The following is a 20,578-nucleotide window of genomic DNA, read 5'->3' on the forward strand; positions in this document are numbered from 1 at the left end:
CCTGCTGTGCCGCCCGGCACTCCGGGCGGCACACTCTTCATACGTACATATCGCAGCACCAGACGAAACAGGTAGAAGTCATGGCCGGGAACAGCCAGCGCAGGAACCGCCGCACGTCCAACAAGAAGGGCGCCACGGTCGGCAGCGGTGGCCAGCGGCGCAAGGGCCTGGAGGGCAAGGGCCCCACCCCCAAGGCCGAGGACCGCAAGAAGCACAAGGCCAACCGCATCGCCAACGCCATGGCCCGCCAGGCCGCCAAGCGCCGCCCGGCCCCGCGCCGCGGCGGCCCCAAGGGCACCAGCGAGATGGTCGTCGGCCGCAACCCGGTCTTCGAGGCCCTGCGCGACGGCGTCCCCGCCACCACCCTGTACGTCCAGCAGTTCATCGACAACGACGAGCGCGTCCGCGAGGCCCTCCGGCTCGCCGGCGAGCGCGGCAACATCAACCTGATGGAAGCCCCGCGCCCCGAGCTCGACCGCATGACCAACGGGCTCAACCACCAGGGCCTGGTCCTCCAGGTCCCGCCGTACGAGTACGCGCACCCCGAGGACCTCACCGACGGCGCCCACGACAACGGCGAGGACCCCCTCATCGTCGCCCTCGACGGCGTCACCGACCCGCGCAACCTCGGCGCGATCGTCCGCTCCGTCTCCGCCTTCGGCGGCCACGGCGTGGTCATCCCCGAGCGCCGTGCCGCCGGCATGACCGCCGGCGCCTGGAAGACCTCCGCCGGCACCGCCGCCCGCACCCCGGTCTCCCGCGTCACCAACCTGACCCGCGCCCTGCAGGACTACAAGAAGGCCGGCATCACCATCGTCGGCCTCGCCGCCGAGGGCACGCACGAGGTGCAGGACCTGGAGGCGCTCGCCGGCCCGGTCGTCATCGTCGTCGGCTCCGAGGGCAAGGGCCTCGGCCGCCTCGTCGGCGAGAACTGCGACTACCTCGTCCGCATCCCGATGCCGGGCGGCGCCGAGTCCCTGAACGCCGGTGTCGCCGCGGGCGTCGTCCTCTACGAGGCGGCCCGCCGCCGCGCCACGACCCCGCGCACCTGACCGGCTCGATCCGAGCTCTGCCGAATGGCCCACGGTCCGTGACCCGTGAGCGTGTCACCCCGCCCCTTCCGGGCGGGGTGGCTTGATCTTGACGGGTCTCGGACACATCGCTGGTGTCAAGGCAGTGTCCTAAACACTGATCACTCGGTTAGATGAGTGTGGACACCAGAACGTCAGGGTTCGACGACCAGCCGTCGCTGAGCATGGTCAAGGTGCCGTGCGACCCCGCACAGGTCATCGTCAACCACGCCAGCTTCCGCGTGCGGCTCGCACCGAGCACGAGCGCGCGTCCCAAGCCCGCGAACGCCCCCGGCCGCGCACCCGTCCTCGGCGGTGCCGTGGTCGCCGCCGCCGGGGCCACCCGCCGCCGGGCCCCCGTCGTCTGGAGCGGCAGGTCGGCCCCCGGCGACTCCGCCGCCATGGGCGGCCTCCTCCAGGCCGTACGCGAGGCCGGGCGCGGCCGCGACGAGTACGGCGGCGAGTACGACGGCGGAGCCACTCAGGTCATCCCGCGCATCGACCTCGCCCAGGACCTCGCCGACGACACCCTCGCCACGCCGACCGTCGTCGGCCAGCGCAGCTACGGCGACCCGGACGAGACGCGCACCATGGCCGCCGTACGGGACCTGCCGTACGAGCCCGCGCACCCGGGCGGAGGGGGCACCGACCAGGGGACGGACCCCCGCCGCACCGCCCCGGACTCCCGCGGCCAGGCCTCGTACTACCCCGGCCGCCGGATGAACCTCGGCGTCGTCCTGCTCCCGCTGCGCTGCTTCCTCGGCTTCATCTCCATCTACGCCGGCATGGGCAAGCTGTGCGACCCCGTCTACTTCGACGGCGGCGAACGCGGCTCCATGGTCACCTGGCTGCACACCCTGCACCCGTGGGCCCTCGCCGAACCGCTGCGCGACTTCGCCCTCGCCCACCCCGTCGGCGCCGGGCTCACCGTGGCCTTCCTCCAGGTCATCGTCGGCGTCCTGACCGTCTTCGGCCTCTGGCAGCGCTTCGCCGCCTGCATCGGAGCACTGCTCTCCGCCGCGCTCCTGATGACGGTGAGCTGGCGGACCGTCCCCGCCTACGACGCGCCCGACATCATCTACCTCGCCGCCTGGAGCCCGCTGATCATCGCGGGCGCCCCCGTCTACTCCCTCGACGGACGCCTCGCCGGGGAGGCATGGCGCACCCTCGGACCCCGCTCCGAGATCTGGCAGCTGCGCCGGCGCGTCCTGCGGCGCGGCGCCGTCATGGCCACCGTCGTCTGCGGGCTCACCCTGCTCGTCGGCTCCCTCCTCGGCGGCGCCGTCCGCTCCACCACCGTGGTCACCGTGCCGGGCCCCGGCCAGGCCCCGACCAACTACCTCCCCGGCCAGCCGCTGCCGCAGGCCCCGGCCCGCCAGCAGCCCTCGCAGCAGCCGAAGGCCGGCAAGCCGCAGCCCTCCGCCACCGCCACCGGGCCCTCGGCGAAGCCCGGGGCGAGCGCCACGGGCGGCCCCGCCCGGGAGACCACGGGCACGGGCTCCCAGTCGCCCACCGCGACGAAGGGCACGACCGGCAGGTCGACCCCGCGCAGCACCCCCCGCCAGTCCGCCTCCCCGAAGACCCCGACCAGCTCCGGGAGCAGCGCGAGCGGCGCGGGGGCGGCGAGCAAGCAGCCCGGCCTGATCGGCGGGCTCATCGGCTGACGCCTGCGGTCGCGCACGAAACGAAGTGGGCCCGGCGCACGGGATGCGCCGGGCCCCGCTTCGTGCGCGGCGGGCTTCCCGTTCCGTACGCGCCTGGCCCCCGCTTCGTGCGTACCGGAGACGGACGGGCTCCCGCGGCCCTCAGGGGGCCGTCTGCGACGCCAACTCCCGTGCGGCCTCGGTCAGGTCCTTCGCCGTGTCGATCGCCCGCCAGTAGGCCCCCTGCGGCAGCGGGAAGCCGGCCAGCCGCCGCTCGCGCGCCAGGCGCGGGAACGTCGTCCGCTCGTGGTCACCCAAGTCCGGCAGCAGCGAAACGAATTCGGGCCCGAAGACGTACACCCCCGCATTGACCGGATACGGCGACAGCGGCGCCTCGATGAAGTCCAGCACCTGCCCGAACTCGTTCGTCTCCACCACCCCCCACGGAATGCGCGGCCGGGCGAGCGCCAACGTCGCCGTCGCGCCCCGCTCTTCGTGGAAGGCCGCCATCTCGCGCAGCGAGAACCTGGTCCAGATGTCCCCGTTCGTCGCGTACCAGGCGCGCTCCGGGTGCGGCAGGTGCCGCGCCGCGTACTTGAGCCCGCCGCCCCGGCCCAGCGGCTCCTCCTCCACCACCGTCGTCACCCGCAACGGCAACCGGGCCCCGGCCAGCCACTCCTGGAGCACCTCGGCGAGGTGCCCGCAGGACACCACGGCATCGGTGACCCCCTCCGAGGCCAGCCAGGCCAGCTGATGGCCGATGATCGGCACCCCCGTGCCCGGGATCTCGACCATCGGCTTCGGCCGGTCGTCCGTATACGGCCGCAGCCGCGAACCCTGGCCGCCCGCCAGGACGACTGCCTGGGTGGGGGCGGCGGGCAACGCGGCTGCGGGGGAGGCGGATCGGGGGGTCTCGGTCATGAAGTCCAGCGTAGGGAGGCGGTCTGCCTCAGCCCATGGAGGCGACGCCGGTCGCGTACGAGGTGTCGCACACGGGCCGTGCGAAGGACTGCGCCTTGGTGGGGCCGTACGCCTCGACCGCGGCCCGCCCCAGCGCCCGCGCGATCCCCACGCAGTGCTCGGCGAGCGACGGCCGCCGGTTCACCTCCTGCTGGAGGTCGGTGAGTACGTCACCCGGCGCCTTGCCCCGCTGCAACTGGCCGACGAGGTCGTCGCGCAGCACCTCGTGCGCGGCACGCGGCTTCGCGGGGGCGGAGACGCCCTCGGCGGAGGCGGTCAGGATCTGGGAGGAGGAGTTGTCCGCCCAGGGGACCATCGTGACCGCGAGGGTCCCGGACAGGACCAGGACGACGGGCAGGACCAGGGCGAGGGAACGGCCGATTCGGCGGGCAGTGTGGGTCACGAGGGCGAGAGTAGCGCTCGGTGAGGATTTGGCGACATTTAGTCACCCGGTCGGGGGATGGTTCGACGTGGTTTTTCGATTTATGGGTTGACGCGCCGGGGCCGAATGCCACGAAAAGGGGCGCCCCTTGACGGGGCGCCCCTCCGTACTCGCCTTGCCGGCAGGTCAGTCGGAGAGCCGCTCGCCGGAAGAGGTCGAGAACACGTGGATCTCGCCGGACCGCGGCACCACGTGCAGCGTCGAGCCCTTCTCCGGCACCTGGCGGCCGTTCACGCGGACCACGATGTCCTGCGAGCCCGCGGCGGACTCGGCGGAGCCGTAGACGTAGCCGTCGGCGCCGAGTTCCTCGACGACGTTCACGACGATGCTGAGGCCGCCCTCGCTGCCGATGTCGAAGTGCTCCGGGCGCACGCCGACCGTGACGGTGCGGTCGCCCGCGTCGGCCGCGGCGGACAGCGCCTCGCGCGACACCGGGACGACGCTGTCGCCGAACTTCACGCCGCCGTCGGTGATCGGGACCTCGACCAGGTTCATGGCGGGGGAGCCGATGAAGCCGGCGACGAAGAGGTTCGCGGGACGGTCGTACATGTTGCGCGGGGTGTCGACCTGCTGCAGCAGGCCGTCCTTCAGCACGGCCACCCGGTCGCCCATGGTCATGGCCTCGACCTGGTCGTGCGTCACGTAGACGGTGGTGATGCCGAGGTCGCGCTGGAGCGCGGCGATCTGCGTGCGCGTGGAGACGCGCAGCTTCGCGTCGAGGTTCGACAGCGGCTCGTCCATGAGGAACACCTGCGGCTTGCGCACGATGGCGCGGCCCATGGCGACGCGCTGACGCTGACCGCCGGAGAGCGCCTTCGGCTTCCGGTCGAGGTACTGGGTCAGGTCGAGCATCTTCGCGGCGTCCTCCACCTTGCGGCGGATGGTGGCCTTGTCCTCACCGGCGATCTTGAGCGCGAAGCCCATGTTGTCGGCGACGGACATGTGGGGGTAGAGCGCGTAGTTCTGGAACACCATCGCGATGTCCCGGTCCTTGGGCGGCAGGTGCGTGACGTCGCGGTCACCGATGCGGATGGCACCGCCGTTGACGTCCTCCAGACCGGCGAGCATGCGCAGCGAGGTGGACTTGCCGCAGCCGGAGGGGCCGACGAGGACGAGGAACTCGCCGTCCGCGATCTCCAGCTCCAGCTGGTCGACGGCGGGCTTTTCGCCGCCGGGGTACAGCCGGGTCGCCTTGTCGAAAGTGACAGAAGCCATGGTGATGAATCCCTTCTACCGGCAGGAACGTGCCGGACGATCCGAGTGGAAGGAAGATGGGTCTAGTCCAGTGAACGGACTCCGCCCGACGCTACCCGGCGAGCCACCTCCTGTCAGCACCCGCAGGGCCGTGACTTCGAACTCTGTGCGATCCGTCGGACGGACGCGGATGCTTGGATGGCGGGCACGACCGGCACCCCGCGGCCCCGTGACGTCCACGAACTGAACCGCGCCCCTCTCCCCTCCCGCGATCTGATCTTCGGAACGGCGCATCGGTACGTTCGGCGAACGTGTGCGTGGGTGGTCACGGGTACGGGATCAATGTGATGGCTCGGGGAATCGAGCGCTGTGTAGAGTGATGACGATTCCACGCGCAGCGGATTTGCGGGTGGGTGTCGTGCCTCCTTAGCTCAGCTGGCCAGAGCAACGCTCTTGTAAAGCGTAGGTCGTCGGTTCGAATCCGACAGGGGGCTCCGTCCCAGGTCAGAGGATTGAAGGCCAAGGGAATTCGTACAGAAGCGGAAGGCCCCGGGTGATCACCCGGGGCCTTCCGTCGTCTTGTCAGTGGCGCCCCGAGATGCGGTCGGCCAGGCGGGCCAGGGGGGTTGTCGTCGGGCGGTGGGTGGCCGTTTCGTGGCGGTCCGCCTCGCGGTAGGCGGCGTACAGGGCCTGCACGCCGAGCCAGCGGAAGGGCTCCGGTTCCCAGCGGCGGACGCGGTGGTTGACCCAGGGGAGGGTCGTGAGGGCGGTGGATTCGCCGAGGACCAGGTCGCGGAGGGTGCGGGCCGCCAGGTTGGCGGTGGCCACGCCCGAGCCCACGTAGCCGCCCGCCCAGCCGAGGCCGGTGGTGGAGTCCAGGGTGACCGTGGCGCACCAGTCGCGGGGGACGCCGAGGACGCCCGACCAGGCGTGGGTGATCTCCGTGCCGGTGAGCTGCGGGAAGAACGTGGTCAGGAGGGTGGTCAGGGACTCGATGGTGGCCGGCTGGGTGCGGCCGTCGTTGTCGGTGCGGGAGCCGAAGCGGTACGGGACGCCGCGGCCGCCGATCGCGATGCGGTCGTCGGCGGTGCGCTGGGCGTACATGTAGGCGTGCGCCATGTCGCCGAGGAGGGGGCTGTCGGCCCAGTTGAGCTGGGACCACACCGAGTCCGGGAGGGGGGCGGTGACGATCATCGAGGAGTTCATCGGGAGCCAGGAGCGCTTCTGGCCCTTGAGGGACGCGGTGAAGCCCTCCGTGCAGCGCAGGACGTACGGGGCGCGGACCGTGCCGTAGGGGGTGACGGCCCTGCGGGATTCGATCGCCGTGACGGGTGTCGACTCGTGGATGACGACGCCGAGGCGTTCGCAGGCCGCGGCCAGGCCCTTGACCAGCTTGAGGGGGTGGATGCGGGCGCCGTGCGGGGTCCAGCTGGAGCCGACGGCGTCGGCGATGTTGATCCGGCTGTGGGTCTCCGTGGCGTCGTAGAGCTCGCGGTCGGTCTCGCCGAAGGAGAGTTCGGCGGCGTGGAAGGCCTTGAGGCGGCCGAGCTGGGCGGGGGTGCGGGCCACTTCGAGGACGCCGCCGCGGTGGATGTCCGCGTCGATGCCCTCCTTGGCGGTGACGTCGATGACCTCGGTGACGGTGTCGTTCATGGCCTGCTGGAGGCGCTGCGCGGCCGGACGGCCGTGGAGGGCGGCGTAGCGGTCGCGGCCGGCGATGCCGTTGTAGAGCCAGCCGCCGTTGCGGCCGGAGGCGCCGTAGCCGCAGAACTTCTGCTCAAGGACGGTGACGCGCAGGTCGGGGGCGGAGGACTTGAGGTAGTAGGCGGTCCACAGGCCGGTGTAGCCGCCGCCGACGATGACGACGTCGGCGGTCGCGTTGGCGGTCAGGGGCGGCCGGGGTGGGGTGGCGGGGAGGGTGTGGTCGGTCGCGTACCAGAAGGAAATGCCGCCGTTGATCGTCATGGGGGAGTTGGTACACCTCGTTTCGAGCGGGTGTCCAGGGACGGGTTGTCGTGCCTCGGGGGGTCAGGGGTGGCCGGTTGGCCGATGTGGGAGGGGTGGCGGGGGACGTAGGGCGACGGGGATTCCGGCATGCTCCGGGGTGGTTCTTGTAGCGTCGGAGCGTGATCGAGACGGTGCTCGCGGAGCGGTTCCTGGACCGGTGGCAACTGCGGCGCACGGGCCCCGGGATGCGCGGGATGACGGCCCTGGTGCTGCCGGTGGAGCGGGCCGACGGGAGTGCGGCCGTGCTGAAGGTGCTGGTCCCGGACGAGGAGACGGCCGGGGAGCCGGTCGCGCTGCGCGCGTGGGGCGGCGACGGCTGCGTACGGCTGCTGGAGCACGACGCGGACACCGGCACGATGCTGCTGGAGCGGCTGGACGAGCGGCGGCACCTGTCGGCGCTGGCACGGCAGGACGCGCGGGCGGCGGTGACGGTGGTCGGAGGACTGCTGGCGCGGCTGACGGCGGTGGCCGCACCCGCCGGCCTGCGGGGGCTCGGGGAGATCGCCGCCGGGATGCTGGAATCCGTACCGTCGGCGCTCGCGCGGCTGGCGGATGACGGCGAGCGGCGGCTGCTGCGGGACTGCGCGGCGGCGCTGGCGGAGGTCGCGGGGGAGCCGGGGGACCGGTTGCTGCACTGGGACCTGCACTACGAAAACGTGCTGGCGGGCGGGCGGGAGCCCTGGCTGGCGATCGATCCGAAGCCGTTGTCGGGGGATCCCGGGTTCGAGCTGCTGCCGGCGATCGTCAACGGGTTCCGCGTGGAGGAGGTGCGCTGGCGGTTCGAGTCGCTCGCGGAGGCGGTGGCGGCGGACCGGGAGCGGGCGCGCGCGTGGACGCTGGGGCGGGTGCTGCAGAACTGCCTGTGGGACGTGGAGGACGGCGAGGAGCGGCTGGAGGAGCGGCAGTTGGCGGTGGCCGAGGTGCTCCTGGGGCGGCCGGTCTAGGGTGCGGGGATGATTCGTAGCGCTGTGATCACTGATGTGCCCGTCATCCACGCGATGATCCGCGAGCTCGCGGAGTACGAGAAGGTGCCGCACGAGGCGCGGGCCACCGAGGAGCAGCTGCGGGAGGCGCTGTTCGGGGAGCGGCCTGCGGTGTTCGCGCACATCGCGGAGGCGGAGGACGGGGAGGCCGTCGGCTTCTCGATGTGGTTCCTGAACTTCTCGACGTGGCGCGGGGTCCACGGCATCTACCTGGAGGACCTGTACGTCCGCCCGGGCGTGCGCGGGGGCGGCCACGGGAAGGCGCTGCTGCGGGAGTTGGCGCGGATCTGCGTGGAGCGCGGGTACGAGCGGCTGGAGTGGTCGGTGCTGAAGTGGAACGCCCCGACCATCGCCTTCTACGAGGGCCTGGGCGCGCGGCCGCAGGACGAGTGGTCGGTGTACCGGCTGACGGACGGGGCCCTGGCGGAGCTGGGTGCGTAGCGGTCAGGGCTCCAGGACGACCTTGCCGGTGGTGGCGCGGGTCTCCAGGGCCCGGTGGGCGGCGGCGGCCTCGGCGAGCGGGTAGCGGGTGAGGGCCGGGCGCAGGCGGCCGGCGGCGGCTTCGGCGAGGGCGCGGGTCTCCAGTACGCGCAGGGGGTCGGGGGCGCCGACGCGCTGGAGCATGGCGGGGCCGAGGACGCCCGGGGTGGTGATGCCGCGGGCGGTGAGGTCGGCGCGGTCGGCGTCGGTGAGCGGGATCGGGCCGCCGGACCGGCCGAAGACGAGGTGCCGGGCGCCCGGGGCGAGCAGGCCGAGGGCGGTGCGGGCGGTTTCGCCGCCGACGGAGTCGAAGAGCACGGTGGCGCCGGCGGGGTGTGCCGCGCGGACCGCCTCGGGCCAGTCGGGGGCGGTGTAGTCGAGGGCGAGGTCGGCGCCGTTCGCGGCGGCGAGGGCGGTTTTGGCGGGGCCGCCGGCGAGGGCGACGACGGTCGCGCCCGCGTTCTTCGCGTACTGGACGAGCAGGGTGCCGATGCCTCCGGCGGCGGCCGTGACGAGGGCGGTGGAGCCCGGGCCGAGGTCGGCGAACTGGAGGATCCCGAGGGTGGTGCGGCCGGTGCCGATCATGGCGACGGCCGCGGCGGGGTCGAGGCCGGGCGGTACCGGGTGGAGGCGGTCGGCGTCGGCGACGGCGTACTCGGCGTAGCCGCCGGGGGCGAAGCCGAGGTGGGTGACGACGCTCCGGCCGAGCCAGGCGGTGTCGGTGCCGGGGCCGAGGGCGTCGACGGTGCCGGCGACCTCCCGGCCGGGGATCGTGGGGAGCTCGGGGAGGGAGGGGGCGGGGCCCTGGTCGCCCTCGCGGAGGGCGGTGTCGAGGAGGTGCACGCCGGCCGCGGCCACGGCGATGCGGACCTGGCCGGGGGCCGGGAGCGGGGTTTCGGTGGGCTCGTAGGAGAGGTTCTCGGCGGGGCCGAAGGCGTGGAGGCGGATGGCGTGCATGGTGGTGGGCGGCATGGGGTCAGCCTCTGACCTCAAGTGGGGTTGAGGTCAAGGGCGGCTGCCGGCTGTCAGTGCCGTGAGCCAGGATGGAGGGCATGGCGCAAAGTGGACAGAAACGGACGGTCAAGGCGGCGCGGCGGGCGGAGGTGCGGTTGCCGCAGCTGGCGGCCTGGGAGGGCGGCGAGCTGGAGCCGGACGGGGATTACGACGGGCTGGAGTTCACGGACCTCGACCTGGCAGGACAGGAAGGGGTGGGGGCCCGGTTCATGGACTGTGCGGTGCGGCGCTGCGCGCTGGACGGGGCGGGGCTGCGCAAGGCCCGGTTCGTGGACACGCTGCTGGAGCAGGTCCGGGGTGTGGGGACGGACCTGGCGGGGGCGTCGTTGCGGGACGTGGAGCTGGTCGACGCCCGGCTGGGTGGCGTACAGATGCACGGGAGCATCCTGCAGGCGGTGGTCGTACGCGGGGGCAAGATCGATTACCTGAACCTGCGGCAGGCGGAGCTGCGGGACGTGGTCTTCGAGGGATGCGTGCTCGTGGAGCCGGACTTCGGGGGCGCGGTGCTGGAACGGGTCGAGTTCCGCGACTGCGTGGTGCGGGGGGCGGATTTCAGCGGGGCGCGGATGACCGACGTCGACCTGCGGGAGGCGGCGGAGCTGGGCATTGCGCGGGGGGTGGACGCGCTGGCCGGGGCGGTGATCAGCCCGGCGCAGCTTTTCGACCTGGCGCCGGCGTTGGCTGCGCAGCTGGGGGTGCGGGTGGTTCCGTAGGGGGCAGTTCCCCTGCCGGGGCCGGTGCCGGTGCTGGCCGTAGCCCCCGACGCCGCGCCGCCGGGGTCGGGTGTGGGGTGGGGTGCCCCCGCAGGGCGTCGAACGCAACCACGCCGTACTTCGGCCGACCCCGTGGAAACGTTCGACGGCCGAGGAGGTGCCCCGCCGCGCGCCCGGCCCCGGCGGCCGGCTGCGTGCGGGCCGCTGCGCGGGGCCTTTCCCCCACCCCGCCCCTTCCCGAAACCGGGCTCTGCCCGGACCCTCCCCCAGCTACCGCTGGGAGGTGCCCCCCTCCTCAAACGCCGGCGGGGCTGAAAGACCCGGGGCTCCGCCCCGTACCCCGGCTGCGCAACCCCGGGCGCGGGCCGCGGCGGCCGCGCGGCAGCGGCGGGTTCGGCCTCGGTCATGCAGGGACGCGGGGGAATCTGGCCTGGAGGGTCCAGATGGCCGGGTTGTCGGCGAGGCCCTCGTGCATGTCGACGAGGTCCGCGATCAGATCGTGGAGGAAGTCGCGGGCCTCGCGGCGCAGCAGGCGGTGGCTGAAGGTGAGGGGGTCTTCCTCAGGCGGCATCCAGTCCGCCTCGATGTCGACCCAGCCGAAGCGGCGCTCGAAGAGCATGCGGTCCGTGGACTCGGTGAAGTCGAGCTCGGCGTACTGGCGGTGCGCGGAGCGGCTGCCGCGCGGGTCCTGGTCGAGGGCCTCGACGATGTCGCAGAGGGCCCACGCGAAGTCCAGTACGGGGACCCATCCCCAGGCTGTGGACACCTCCCGGTCCTTGACGGTGTCCGCGAGGTAGACGTCCCCGCAGAACAGGTCGTGGCGCAGGGTGTGGACGTCCGCCGAGCGGTAGTCGGTCTGCGGGGGGTCCGGGAAGCGCCGGGAGAGGGAATAGCCGATGTCGAGCACGTACCCGATGGTGTCACGGGTCCGGTGCGGTGCTCACCCTGACCGGCGAGGTCCTCCACCGGCTGGGTCCCCGGTCGCCGGACGGAGTTCGGCGCAGCGGCCCGAAGCCTGTGAGGCGCCCCGGCGCCGTCCAGGGCGAGGGGTGCGTTCAAGAGGGGAGGAGGCGTTGCTCCTTGGCCACCGAGACCGCCCCCGCGCGGGTGTCGACGCCGAGCTTGTCGTAGATGCGGCCCAGGTGCGTCTTGACCGTGGCTTCGCTGATGAACAGCGCCCGGGCGATCTCGCGGTTGCCCAGGCCGCGGGCGAGCTGGCCCAGGATGTCCAGCTCGCGGTCGGTGAGGGTGGGGCGGCTGCCGCGCATGTGGGCCATCACGCGGCTGGCGACCGGCGCGGAGAGGGTGGTGCGGCCCTGGGCGGCGGAGTGGATGGCGGCGAAGAGCTCCTCCGGGCGTTCCGCCTTGAGGAGGTAGCCGGTCGCGCCGGCGCCGATGGCGCGGGTGATGTCCGCGTCGGTGTCGTACGTGGTGAGGACCAGGACGTGTGGCGGGTTGGGGCCGGCGGTGATGCGGCGGGTGGCTTCGACGCCGTCGATGCCCTCGCCGAGCTGGAGGTCCATGAGGACCACGTCGGGCCGGAGCTTGGCGGCCAGCGCGACGGCTTCCTCGCCGCTGCCCGCTTCGCCGAGGACTTCGATGTCCGGTTCGCTGCCCAGGAGGGCGAGGAGGCCGGCGCGGACGACGACGTGGTCGTCGCAGAGGAGGATCGTTGTCATCCGGTGGGCTCCAGGGGGACGGCCGCGGAGAGGACGGTGCCTTCGCCCGGCGTGGATTCGATGGTGAGGGTGCCGCCCAGCTGGCGGACGCGGGCCCGCATGGCGGGGAGGCCGTGGCCGCGTTGCGGGGTGGTGGCGGCCGGTGGCTCGGTTTCGGCGAAGCCGTGGCCGTCGTCGGCGATGTCCAGGACGACCTGGTCGCCGAGGAAGCTCAGGGTGAGTGCGGCCGTACGGGCGCCGGAGTGCTCCCGGACGTTGGCGAGGGCCCCTTGGGCTATGCGCAGCAGGGCGGACTGGACGCGGTCGGGGAGCGGGGCCGGGGTGCCTTCGAGGTGGAAGCGGACCTCGATGTCCGGGCCGGCGTCGAGGGAGCGCAGGGCATCGGCGAGGCCGGCGCCGTCGGCGAGCTCGGACGGGGCCAGGTCGTGGACGAGCCGGCGGGCCTCGGCGAGGCCGTGGGCGGCGATCCCGGTGGCGGTACGGACGTGCGCGCGGGCGGTGGCCGGGTCGGTGTCCCAGGTGCGGTCGGCGGCCTGGAGCAGCATCTGCTGGCTGGAGAGGTTCTGCGCGAGGGTGTCGTGGATCTCCATGGAGAGGCGCTGGCGCTCGGCGAGGGTGCCTTCGCGGCGTTCGGTGGCGGCCAGTTCCCGGCGGGTGCGGATCAGGTCGTCGATGAGCCGGCGCTGGGCCTGCGTCTGGCGTTCCATGTGGACGAAGACGGCGGTGGCGAGGGCGGCGACGGCGGGCGGGGCCAGGAGGAGGTTGGGGTCGAAGGCCTTGGCGAGCTTGAGCTGCGCGATGACGACGAGGGCGGTGAGGAGCGCGACGAGGATGATCGCGGCGCGTGGGGGGAGGGTCCGGAGCGCGGTGAAGAAGAGGGGTACGGCGCACCAGGCGAAGCTCGGCGCGAGGACGACCAGGACCACCCAGGTGGCGACGACGAGCCCGAGCCAGACGAGGCGGCGGGGGGTGGGGGCGGCGTCCCGGCTGCCGAGGGCGGGGCCGAGTACGTAGAGCAGGGCCAGGGTGATGCTGAGGGCGATGATCGCCGGGGTGCGGGGGTCGCCGGGGTGGCGGAGGAGGAAGCGGGCCAGGGAGGCGCCGAGGAGCAGGAAGAAGGCGGTGTGCGCGACCGTGGCCAGGGTTCGGGTGTCCGGGTTGCGGGCGGGGGTCACGGGGGTGCTCCTGGGTCGGGGGCCTGGGTCCATTGTCTGCCGTTTGCCTGTCGGCGGGGTGCGGGGTGGGTTTGCCGGGTGCGGTTCCGCTGCCGGGGCGCTGCCGGGGCGCTGCCCCCGGCGCCCGCGCCTCAAGCGCCGGCGGGGCTGGGTCTGTCGCGGGAGGGGCTGGGTCGGGCCGGTGTCGGTCGGCGGGTGCGGCTCAGGGATCGGGGCTCCGCCCCGGACCCCGCTCCTCAAACGCCGGAGGGGCTGGGTTTCCCTGGCGGGGTGGGGTTTGCCTCCGGCGGGGGGTGGGTTTCCCCTGGCGGGGCTGGGTTGCCGACGGTGGAGGGTGGGTTTCCCCTGGCGGGGCTGGGTTGCCGACGGGGGGCGTAGACGGTGAGGCCGGACTCTGCCCCGGCGTGGCCAGCCAATACCGCCGGGGAGCGGGTGCGCATCAGCCGATCGGTTGACCCTCGGGTCAGCCGGTGCGGTGGGCGGTGGGAGCCGGTACGGGGACGGGGTGGAGGGGGGTTCGGGCCCAGGCTTGGAGCAGGGAAGGAGCCGGGCCGCCCAGCACCGCAGGCCCGCTCGCCGACCGCCCCGATGCCGTCACCGTGTCACCGTACTCAGGAGTAGAGATGAACACCCGCACCCGCGTTCTCACCGGTACCGCCCTCGCCATCGCCCTGGGCGCCGGGACCTTCGGTGCCGTCAGCGCCAGTGCCACCCCCGCCCCGGAGTCCGCCCCGGCCGCCGCCGCGAAGAAGAAGGACGAGGGCGACGACAAGAACTTCACCACCACCACGCACCTCACCATCGACGCCGCCACCCGCGCCGCCCAGGCGTCGCTGAAGGCCGCGCAGGCCGAGAACCAGAAGGTCACCGTCGCGGTGGTGGACCGCAACGGCAACACCATCGTCACCCTCCGCGGCGACGGCGCCGGCCCGCAGTCCTACGAGTCGGCCGAGCGCAAGGCCTTCACGGCCGTGTCCTGGAACGCCCCGACCTCGGTGCTCGCGGGCCGTCTCGCCCAGGCCCCGAACCTGAAGGACATCCCCGGCACCCTCTTCCTCGGCGGCGGCGTCCCGGTGCAGGCGAGCGGCGCCCCGGTCGCCGGCATCGGCGTGGCCGGCGCCCCGAGCGGCGACCTGGACGAGAAGTTCGCCAAGGCCGGCGTCGACGCCCTCTCGAAGTAGGCCGATAAGTAGGACAAGTCGGTCGGACGCTTAGGATCGGGCGTGTGGAACACCGTGCGCTCACCCGCCTCGCCGCCCCTGCCGTCGCAGCCCTGATCGCCCTCACCGCGGGGTGTACGGGTGGCACGGTGCAGGGGCGGCCGGGTGCGTCCGGGCTGCGGGACCCGTACTTCCCCAAGGCCGGCAACGGCGGCTACCAGGTCGACCACTACGCGCTGGACCTGGACTACGACCCCGCCGACGGCCGGCTGGAGGGCACGGCCGTCATCACGGCCCGCGCGGAGCAGGGACTCAGCGCCTTCAACCTCGACCTCAGCGGTCTGGAGGTCGAGAGCGTGACCGTGCAGGGCGAGCGGGCCCGCCACAACCGCGCGGGCAACGAGCTGACGGTCCGGCCCGCCGAGGACCTGAAGAAGGGCGAGGCCTTCCGGGTCGAGGTCGACTACGGCGGCAAGCCGAAGACGATCGTGGATCCGGGCGGCGCCAAGGAGGGGTGGATCACCACCGAGGGCGGTGCCGTCGGCGTCGGAGAGCCGGTCGGGTCGATGGCCTGGTTCCCCGGCAACCACCACCCGAGCGACAAGGCCACCTACGACATCACGATCTCCGTCCCGCACGGCTACGAGGCCGTGTCGAACGGGGAGTTGCGTTCCCGCACCGACACCGGTGACGGACGGACCGAGTTCGCGTGGCACAGCCCGGAGCCGATGTCGAGCTATCTGGCGACCGCGGTCGTGGGTCCGTACAAGGTCACGACGGGGAAGACCCAGTCGGGTGTTCCCGTCTACGACGCGGTGGCGCCGGGGGAGGCGGCCGCGAGCGAGGTCCCCCTCTCCCGTCTGCCGGACATGGTGGAGTGGGGCAGTGGCCGGTTCGGGCCGTACCCCTTCACCACGGCGGGGGCGATCGTGCTGCCGAAGGGGACTCTGACCTACGCGCTGGAGACCCAGACCAAACCCGTCTTCTCCGGTGCGCCCGTGGAGGAGGACCTCGTGGTGCACGAGCTGGCCCACCAGTGGTTCGGGAACTCGGTGTCGCCGAAGTCCTGGAAGGACATGTGGCTCAACGAGGGCTTCGCGACCTACGCCGAGTGGCTGTGGGCCGAGGACCACGGCGGCCACACCGCCGAGGAGTACTTCCGGGCCTTCCTGGACGGCGACACCGACGTGGCCGCCGAGGCCGACTCGGAGTGGGACGCCTTCCCGCCCGCCGCCCCGCCCACGCCCCAGGACATCTCGGGGTACCCGGTGTACTACCGGGGCGCGATGGTCCTGCACCGGATCCGGCAGGAGGTCGGGGACGCGAAGTTCTTCGACCTGGTGCGGGGCTGGGTCGCCGACCACCGGCACGGGAACGCGAGCACGTCCGAGTTCACCGCGTACGCCGAGAAGCGGACGGGCCACGACCTGAAGAAGGTCTGGGACGTCTGGCTGTACGGGAAGGACCGGCCCCACTGACCCCCGGCTCCGCCGGTCACCGGGGCACCAGGTCACCGGCCCCGGTCATCGGGCTACGGCGTGTCGAGCGGTTTGCGCATCACCGTGCAGTCGCGGCCCAGTTCGCGGTCCTTGGCCCGGCGCAGGACGGTGTAGCCCTGGGACTCCCAGAACGCGAAGCCCTTGGCGTTGTCGTCGAGTACGGCGATCCGCACGCCCGCGCGTCCCGCGGCGCGGAAGCGGTCCTCGACCAGGGTGGCCACGGTGCGGCCGTGTCCCTCGCGGTGCGCGGTGGCGTCGATGAGCAGCAGCCCGATCCACGGGTCCGGGTCCCCGGAGGCCGGGTCCGGGTGGTGGGCGAGGGTGGCCGCGAGTCCGACGAGCCGGCCGGCGGAGCGGGCGAGGAGCACCTCGGCGCCGTCGTGGGCGAGTTCGCCGGCGAGGGCGGCCGCGACCTGTTCGACCGTGATGCGGTGCGGATCGGGGAAGTCACCGCTGAGCTCGAAGAAGGCGTGGTTCGTCGAGTAGAGGGCGGCGACCTCGGTGAGGACCGGTCCGGGCAGTGCGCCGTCGACGGTGACGAGCGGTTGGAGGATCACCTGCCGAACGGTAGCGAAACCCCCTCCCCGGACGGCCGGGAGGGGGTTTCGCAGGCGGTGTGTCCGCCGTGGGCTCGGGCGCCCGGCAGCTCAGGGTCAGACGTTGACGCCGAAGTCCTGCGCGATGCCGGTGAGGCCGGAGGCGTAACCCTGGCCGACCGCGCGGAACTTCCACTCGGCGCCGTTGCGGTAGAGCTCGCCGAAGACCATGGCGGTCTCGGTGGCCGCGTCCTCGGAGAGGTCGTAGCGGGCGATCTCGGCGCCGCCGGCCTGGTTCACGACGCGGATGTACGCGTTGCGGACCTGGCCGAAGTTCTGGCTGCGGCTCTCGGCGTCGTAGATGGAGACCGGGAAGACGATCTTGTCGACGTCGGCCGGGAGGCCGGCGAGGTTGACGTTGATGGCCTCGTCGTCGCCCGCGCCCTCGCCGGTGCGGTTGTCACCGGTGTGGACGATGGTCTGGTCCGGGGTGGAGCGGTTGTTGAAGAAGACGAAGTGGCCGTCGGAGACGACCTTGCCGGTCTGGTTCACCGCGATCGCGGAGGCGTCGAGGTCGAAGTCCACGCCGGTGGTCGTGCGGACGTCCCAGCCCAGGCCGACCGTGACGGCAGCGAGGCCCGGGGCCTCCTTGGTGAGCGAGACGTTGCCGCCCTTGGACAGGCTGACAGCCATGGAATGTCCCTTTCCTCATCCGACATGCACGCACATCACGTACAGGCGGCCAAATTACCTCTGCCCCCTATAACGCGACGAGGGGGCAGGCAGGTTCCCGCGTGAATTCGTGATGACGGTGCGCGGCCGCGGTCGCGGCGGGTCGCGGGCGGTAAATGAGGGTGACGGGGCGGCGGCGGGCGCGGATCATAGGGGGCATGCCTGGTCCCTATGTCATCCGCGGTTCCGTCGCGCTCCCCGAGGGGGAGCTCGCCTGGCGGTTCTCGCGTTCCTCCGGGCCGGGCGGCCAGCACGTCAACACCTCCGACTCGCGCGTGGAGCTCCTCTTCGACCTGGGTGCGACGAAGTCGCTGCCCGAGGTGTGGAAGGAGCGGGCGCTGGAGCGGCTCGCCTCGCGGCTGGTCGACGGGGTGGTGACCGTACGGGCCTCCGAGCACCGTTCCCAGTTCCGCAACCGGGAGATGGCGCTGGTCCGGCTGGCCTCACTGCTGGCCGAGGCGACGGCGCCGCCGCCGAAGCCGCGCCGGGCGACGAAGATTCCGCGCGGGATCAACGAGCGGCGGCTGCGGGAGAAGAAGGCGCGGGCCGAGACCAAGCGGGGGCGGACCGGGCGGGACTGGTAGCCGTTCGCCTCCGGCGGGTGCGGCGCCGTTGCCGGGCCTCCGCCCCGGACCCCGCGCCTCGAACGCCGGCGGGGCTGGATTCCCGGGCTACTGCGACAGGTGGCGGTAGCGGCCGCGGAAGTAGGTCAGGGGGGCGGAGTCCGGTTTCGGGAGGGCGGCCGTGAGGACGCGGCCGATGACCAGGGTGTGGTCGCCCGCCTCGACGCGGTTCTCCGTACGGCATTCCAGGGTGGCCAGGGCCCCCGTCAGCAGCGGGGCGCCGGAGGCCTCGCCCCGTACGTAGGGCACGTCCGCGAAGAGCAGCCGGTCGCTGATCCTGCCCTTCATCGCGAACCGGCCCGCGACTTGGAGCTGGTTCTCGGCGAGGACCGACACCGCCCACAGCGGCTGCTCCGCCAGCAGGTCGTCCATCCGGGAGCCCTCGCGCAGGCTCACCAGGACCAGGGGCGGGTCCAGGGACACGGACATGAAGGCGGTCGCCGTCATGCCGACGTCCTCGCCGCGCGGGCCGTCCGCGGTCAGGGGGGTCTCGTGTGCGGTGATCAGGCATACGCCCGCCGCCAGCCGGGACATCGCGGCCCGGAACTCGTCGTTGCTCACCCCCTCAGGATGGGGGCTTCTGCGGGGAGGGGCGGGTACGGGGGTCGTCTTGGGCACGGTCGAACGCTAATCTCGCGTTCTTCTCCCCACATCGGGCCCAGGTCCGAGGCGTGGCCCCGTCTCCCGGCCTAGGCCGCGGCGTATGTTTGCTCCCGGGAACGGCCGGGAGCGCTCCCGGCCCGCTTGCGGCCGGCCCGCGGCCCGCCGTCTCCCCACACGCTCTATTGGTCATCTCATGTGACTTGAGTCACAGAGAGCAAGATTTGTTGACCCTGTGTACCTGCCGCACAGCTCACTGTGATTCAGTGGACGGGACACCGCAACGAAACGCCGATGACAAACCTGGAGTTGCTGTCGAGGTCTCGGGGAGAGCGAGCAATGGAGACCGAGTCGGAGCCGTACGTCCGTCTTGCGACCCTGCGGCAGCTGCACCGGGTGGTGGCCGAGCTCAATACGGCCCGGAGCCTGGCGGACACTCTGCAGACCGTCGTGGACGGCATCGTCGTGGGCCTCGGCTACGAACTCGCCTGCGTCAACCTCGTACGCCCCGACGGTGATCTCGTCGTCGCCGCCTTCGCGGGCGACCCCTCCGCAGAAGCCCTGATCACCGGCCGTGTGGGCTCCCGTTCCTCGTGGGAGCGCCGCCTGATGATGGGCGAGGACTGGGACGGGCTGCGCTTCATCCCGCACACCGAGGGCTGGATCCTCCTGGAGGACGACGTCCCCCAGTGGCACACCGACGGCCCCGAACCGCGCTTCGAGGACGAGTGGCACCCCGAGGACCGGCTGTACGCGCCGATGTACGCGTCCGGCGGGGAGCTCCTCGGTGTCATCTCGGTGGACCGGCCCCGCAACGGACGCCGTCCCGGGGCCTGGGGCCGAGAGGCGCTCCAGATGTACGCCTTCCAGGCCGCGATCGCGATCAGCAACGCGAGGCTCCGAGCGAACATGCAGCGGGCGCTGGTGCGGCTGGAGCGTGAACAGCAGGCGCTGAGGGCCAGTGAAGAGTCGTTCCGCCAGGCCTTCGAGTACGCGCCCAGCGGCATGGCCATCGCCGAGATGGGCGGCGACCAGCACGGCCGGCTGCTGCGCACCAACGACGCGCTCTGCCGCCTCCTCGGCAGGCCCGCGTCCGTGCTGCGCCGGTACTCCTTCTCCGACCTGGTCCACCCCGAGGACATCGGCACCCTGCTGCGCACCTCCGCCGAGGGCGGCCGCGCCGAACTGCGGCTGGGGCGGCGCGACGGCACGTACGTATGGGTCTCGCTGCGCAATTCCGTGGTCGCCGACGCCGCCGACGGGCCGCGTTTCCTGCTCACCCACGTCGAGGACATCGAGGAGCGCAAGCGGCACGAGCTCCAGCTCGCGCACCGCGCCAGCCACGATTCGCTGACCGGCCTGCCCAACAGCGCCGAGCTGCGCGCCCGGCTCGGCGCGCGACTGTGCCGAAGGCCACAGTCCGTACGGGCGAGTGCCATCGAGGCCCTGGACGCCGCCTACGACGGGCGCGAGGTGCGGGTCGAGGCGGGTGGTGCCGGTGAGCACGGCTTTCAGCCCGACTTCCGGCCCGATTTCCGCCCCGACCCCGCCGACGGCCTCTCCGGGGCCGACCCCTTCGAGTTCCCCGGGGCGCTGGCCGCGCCGGACGGCCCGTACGACCACCACGTGCACACGGTGGCGCCCGCGACCGACATCGACGACGGGACCAAGGGGCTCGCGGTGCTCTTCTGCGACCTCGACGGCTTCAAGTCGATCAACGACCGGTTCGGGCACCACACGGGCGACGCGGTCCTGATCGAGGTGGCCCGCAGGCTCACGACGGGCGTCAGGGACGGTGACACCGTCGCCCGGCTGGGTGGTGACGAATTCGTCGTCCTCGCGGACGGACTGGGCGCGGCGGACGCAGCCGACCTCGCCGTCCGGCTGCGCAACGCGATCATCCCGCCGATCCGGGTGGACGGCCGTGCGGTGCGTGTCGGGGCGAGTTTCGGCATCGGCTGGGCGAGCTGCGGCATGTCCGCGGACGAGGTGCTGCGCTCGGCCGACCAGCGCATGTACATCGAGAAGAGGTCGCGCTCAAAGGCCCACCGCAGGGCGGGCTGAGGCG

General features: G+C 72.7%; 20 protein-coding genes and 1 tRNA gene. 10 read left to right on the top strand and 11 right to left on the bottom strand.

Annotated features, from left to right (window positions below; genetic code table 11):
- Positions 1-80 precede the first annotated feature (80 nt).
- Entirely contained in the window at positions 81-1,052 is a 972-nt protein-coding gene (gene rlmB / locus ACIGFK_RS32355) for a 23S rRNA (guanosine(2251)-2'-O)-methyltransferase RlmB (RefSeq protein WP_376658570.1), read from the top strand.
- Positions 1,053-1,204: 152 nt separating this feature from the next.
- On the top strand, positions 1,205-2,734 hold the full coding sequence (locus ACIGFK_RS32360) for a DoxX family membrane protein (protein ID WP_376658571.1): 1,530 nt from the start codon (positions 1,205-1,207) through the stop codon (positions 2,732-2,734).
- A 141-nt stretch (positions 2,735-2,875) separates the two neighbouring features.
- Here ACIGFK_RS32360 and ACIGFK_RS32365 read toward each other — a convergent pair whose 3' ends face one another.
- The 3 genes from ACIGFK_RS32365 to ACIGFK_RS32375 all read right to left on the bottom strand — a co-directional run bounded on the left by ACIGFK_RS32365 (position 2,876) and on the right by ACIGFK_RS32375 (position 5,330).
- On the bottom strand, positions 2,876-3,634 hold the full coding sequence (locus tag ACIGFK_RS32365) for an NDP-sugar synthase (RefSeq protein ID WP_376658572.1): 759 nt from the start codon (positions 3,632-3,634) through the stop codon (positions 2,876-2,878).
- A gap of 28 nt (positions 3,635-3,662) precedes the next feature.
- Complete coding sequence (locus tag ACIGFK_RS32370; protein ID WP_376658573.1) at positions 3,663-4,076, bottom strand: hypothetical protein; 414 nt, start codon at positions 4,074-4,076, stop codon at positions 3,663-3,665.
- Positions 4,077-4,241: 165 nt separating this feature from the next.
- A complete protein-coding gene (locus tag ACIGFK_RS32375) occupies positions 4,242-5,330 on the bottom strand; it encodes an ABC transporter ATP-binding protein (RefSeq protein WP_376658574.1) in 1,089 nt (362 codons plus the stop codon).
- Between the two features lie 399 nt (positions 5,331-5,729).
- Here ACIGFK_RS32375 and ACIGFK_RS32380 point away from each other — a divergent pair.
- Positions 5,730-5,803, top strand: a tRNA-Thr gene (locus ACIGFK_RS32380).
- A gap of 88 nt (positions 5,804-5,891) precedes the next feature.
- Here ACIGFK_RS32380 and ACIGFK_RS32385 read toward each other — a convergent pair.
- Complete coding sequence (locus tag ACIGFK_RS32385) at positions 5,892-7,274, bottom strand: NAD(P)/FAD-dependent oxidoreductase (RefSeq protein WP_376658575.1); 1,383 nt, start codon at positions 7,272-7,274, stop codon at positions 5,892-5,894.
- A 161-nt stretch (positions 7,275-7,435) separates the two neighbouring features.
- On the opposite strand from ACIGFK_RS32385, the gene ACIGFK_RS32390 reads away from it, so the two are divergent.
- The gene (locus tag ACIGFK_RS32390; RefSeq protein ID WP_400054644.1) at positions 7,436-8,260 is read left to right on the top strand and encodes an aminoglycoside phosphotransferase family protein; all 825 of its coding nucleotides are present in this window, start codon (positions 7,436-7,438) and stop codon (positions 8,258-8,260) included.
- A 9-nt stretch (positions 8,261-8,269) separates the two neighbouring features.
- Complete coding sequence (locus ACIGFK_RS32395) at positions 8,270-8,740, top strand: GNAT family N-acetyltransferase (protein ID WP_376658577.1); 471 nt, start codon at positions 8,270-8,272, stop codon at positions 8,738-8,740.
- Between the two features lie 3 nt (positions 8,741-8,743).
- Here the strand turns inward: ACIGFK_RS32395 and ACIGFK_RS32400 are convergent, their stop codons facing one another.
- Complete coding sequence (locus ACIGFK_RS32400; RefSeq protein ID WP_376658595.1) at positions 8,744-9,736, bottom strand: zinc-binding dehydrogenase; 993 nt, start codon at positions 9,734-9,736, stop codon at positions 8,744-8,746.
- Positions 9,737-9,831: 95 nt separating this feature from the next.
- Here ACIGFK_RS32400 and ACIGFK_RS32405 point away from each other — a divergent pair, with 95 nt between their 5' ends.
- Complete coding sequence (locus ACIGFK_RS32405) at positions 9,832-10,506, top strand: pentapeptide repeat-containing protein (protein WP_376658578.1); 675 nt, start codon at positions 9,832-9,834, stop codon at positions 10,504-10,506.
- Positions 10,507-10,909: 403 nt separating this feature from the next.
- Here the strand turns inward: ACIGFK_RS32405 and ACIGFK_RS32410 are convergent, their stop codons facing one another.
- The 3 genes from ACIGFK_RS32410 to ACIGFK_RS32420 form a co-directional block, all read right to left on the bottom strand.
- Positions 10,910-11,413, bottom strand: coding sequence for a hypothetical protein (locus ACIGFK_RS32410; RefSeq protein WP_376658579.1), 504 nt, complete (start codon positions 11,411-11,413; stop codon positions 10,910-10,912).
- A 148-nt stretch (positions 11,414-11,561) separates the two neighbouring features.
- The gene (locus ACIGFK_RS32415) at positions 11,562-12,185 is read right to left on the bottom strand and encodes a response regulator (RefSeq protein ID WP_376658580.1); all 624 of its coding nucleotides are present in this window, start codon (positions 12,183-12,185) and stop codon (positions 11,562-11,564) included.
- On the bottom strand, positions 12,182-13,393 hold the full coding sequence (locus ACIGFK_RS32420; RefSeq protein ID WP_376658581.1) for a sensor histidine kinase: 1,212 nt from the start codon (positions 13,391-13,393) through the stop codon (positions 12,182-12,184). The genes ACIGFK_RS32415 and ACIGFK_RS32420 overlap by 4 nt, the downstream gene beginning before the upstream one ends.
- Before the next feature lie 590 nt (positions 13,394-13,983).
- Here ACIGFK_RS32420 and ACIGFK_RS32425 point away from each other — a divergent pair.
- Positions 13,984-14,541, top strand: coding sequence for a heme-binding protein (locus ACIGFK_RS32425; RefSeq protein ID WP_376658582.1), 558 nt, complete (start codon positions 13,984-13,986; stop codon positions 14,539-14,541).
- A gap of 44 nt (positions 14,542-14,585) precedes the next feature.
- The gene (locus ACIGFK_RS32430) at positions 14,586-15,998 is read left to right on the top strand and encodes a M1 family metallopeptidase (protein ID WP_376658583.1); all 1,413 of its coding nucleotides are present in this window, start codon (positions 14,586-14,588) and stop codon (positions 15,996-15,998) included.
- Between the two features lie 53 nt (positions 15,999-16,051).
- Here the strand turns inward: ACIGFK_RS32430 and ACIGFK_RS32435 are convergent, their stop codons facing one another.
- Together ACIGFK_RS32435 and ACIGFK_RS32440 are read right to left on the bottom strand one after the other, a co-directional pair.
- Positions 16,052-16,576: a GNAT family N-acetyltransferase gene (locus ACIGFK_RS32435; RefSeq protein WP_376658584.1), complete on the bottom strand. Its 525-nt coding sequence runs from the start codon at positions 16,574-16,576 to the stop codon at positions 16,052-16,054.
- Between the two features lie 96 nt (positions 16,577-16,672).
- A complete protein-coding gene (locus ACIGFK_RS32440) occupies positions 16,673-17,248 on the bottom strand; it encodes a TerD family protein (RefSeq protein ID WP_376658585.1) in 576 nt (191 codons plus the stop codon).
- 197 nt (positions 17,249-17,445) lie between these two features.
- Here ACIGFK_RS32440 and arfB point away from each other — a divergent pair, with 197 nt between their 5' ends.
- On the top strand, positions 17,446-17,871 hold the full coding sequence (gene arfB / locus ACIGFK_RS32445) for an alternative ribosome rescue aminoacyl-tRNA hydrolase ArfB (RefSeq protein WP_376658586.1): 426 nt from the start codon (positions 17,446-17,448) through the stop codon (positions 17,869-17,871).
- Between the two features lie 87 nt (positions 17,872-17,958).
- Here arfB and ACIGFK_RS32450 read toward each other — a convergent pair whose 3' ends face one another.
- The gene (locus ACIGFK_RS32450; protein WP_376658587.1) at positions 17,959-18,528 is read right to left on the bottom strand and encodes a flavin reductase family protein; all 570 of its coding nucleotides are present in this window, start codon (positions 18,526-18,528) and stop codon (positions 17,959-17,961) included.
- Positions 18,529-18,849: 321 nt separating this feature from the next.
- Between ACIGFK_RS32450 and cdgB the strand changes: the two genes are divergently transcribed.
- Positions 18,850-20,574 carry a diguanylate cyclase CdgB gene (gene cdgB, locus ACIGFK_RS32455; RefSeq protein WP_376658588.1) on the top strand — a complete coding sequence of 575 codons (1,725 nt, stop codon included), beginning with the start codon at positions 18,850-18,852 and terminating at the stop codon, positions 20,572-20,574.
- The last annotated feature ends 4 nt before the right edge of the window (positions 20,575-20,578 follow it).

This window comes from Streptomyces sp. NPDC085524 (genome assembly GCF_044541755.1).
GTDB lineage: Bacteria > Actinomycetota > Actinomycetes > Streptomycetales > Streptomycetaceae > Streptomyces.

Excerpts from the sequence above, each read along its gene's own strand:
- ACIGFK_RS32385 (WP_376658575.1), bottom strand. The coding sequence starts at position 7,274 with ATGACGATCAACGGCGGCATTTCCTTCTGGTACGCGACCGACCACACC.
- arfB (WP_376658586.1), top strand. The coding sequence starts at position 17,446 with ATGCCTGGTCCCTATGTCATCCGCGGTTCCGTCGCGCTCCCCGAGGGG.
- ACIGFK_RS32375 (WP_376658574.1), bottom strand. The coding sequence starts at position 5,330 with ATGGCTTCTGTCACTTTCGACAAGGCGACCCGGCTGTACCCCGGCGGC.
- ACIGFK_RS32425 (WP_376658582.1), top strand. The coding sequence starts at position 13,984 with ATGAACACCCGCACCCGCGTTCTCACCGGTACCGCCCTCGCCATCGCC.
- ACIGFK_RS32360 (WP_376658571.1), top strand. The coding sequence starts at position 1,205 with ATGAGTGTGGACACCAGAACGTCAGGGTTCGACGACCAGCCGTCGCTG.
- ACIGFK_RS32395 (WP_376658577.1), top strand. The coding sequence starts at position 8,270 with ATGATTCGTAGCGCTGTGATCACTGATGTGCCCGTCATCCACGCGATG.
- cdgB (WP_376658588.1), top strand. The coding sequence starts at position 18,850 with ATGGAGACCGAGTCGGAGCCGTACGTCCGTCTTGCGACCCTGCGGCAG.
- rlmB (WP_376658570.1), top strand. The coding sequence starts at position 81 with ATGGCCGGGAACAGCCAGCGCAGGAACCGCCGCACGTCCAACAAGAAG.
- ACIGFK_RS32365 (WP_376658572.1), bottom strand. The coding sequence starts at position 3,634 with ATGACCGAGACCCCCCGATCCGCCTCCCCCGCAGCCGCGTTGCCCGCC.
- ACIGFK_RS32400 (WP_376658595.1), bottom strand. The coding sequence starts at position 9,736 with ATGCACGCCATCCGCCTCCACGCCTTCGGCCCCGCCGAGAACCTCTCC.
- ACIGFK_RS32440 (WP_376658585.1), bottom strand. The coding sequence starts at position 17,248 with ATGGCTGTCAGCCTGTCCAAGGGCGGCAACGTCTCGCTCACCAAGGAG.
- ACIGFK_RS32405 (WP_376658578.1), top strand. The coding sequence starts at position 9,832 with ATGGCGCAAAGTGGACAGAAACGGACGGTCAAGGCGGCGCGGCGGGCG.
- ACIGFK_RS32415 (WP_376658580.1), bottom strand. The coding sequence starts at position 12,185 with ATGACAACGATCCTCCTCTGCGACGACCACGTCGTCGTCCGCGCCGGC.
- ACIGFK_RS32420 (WP_376658581.1), bottom strand. The coding sequence starts at position 13,393 with ATGGACCCAGGCCCCCGACCCAGGAGCACCCCCGTGACCCCCGCCCGC.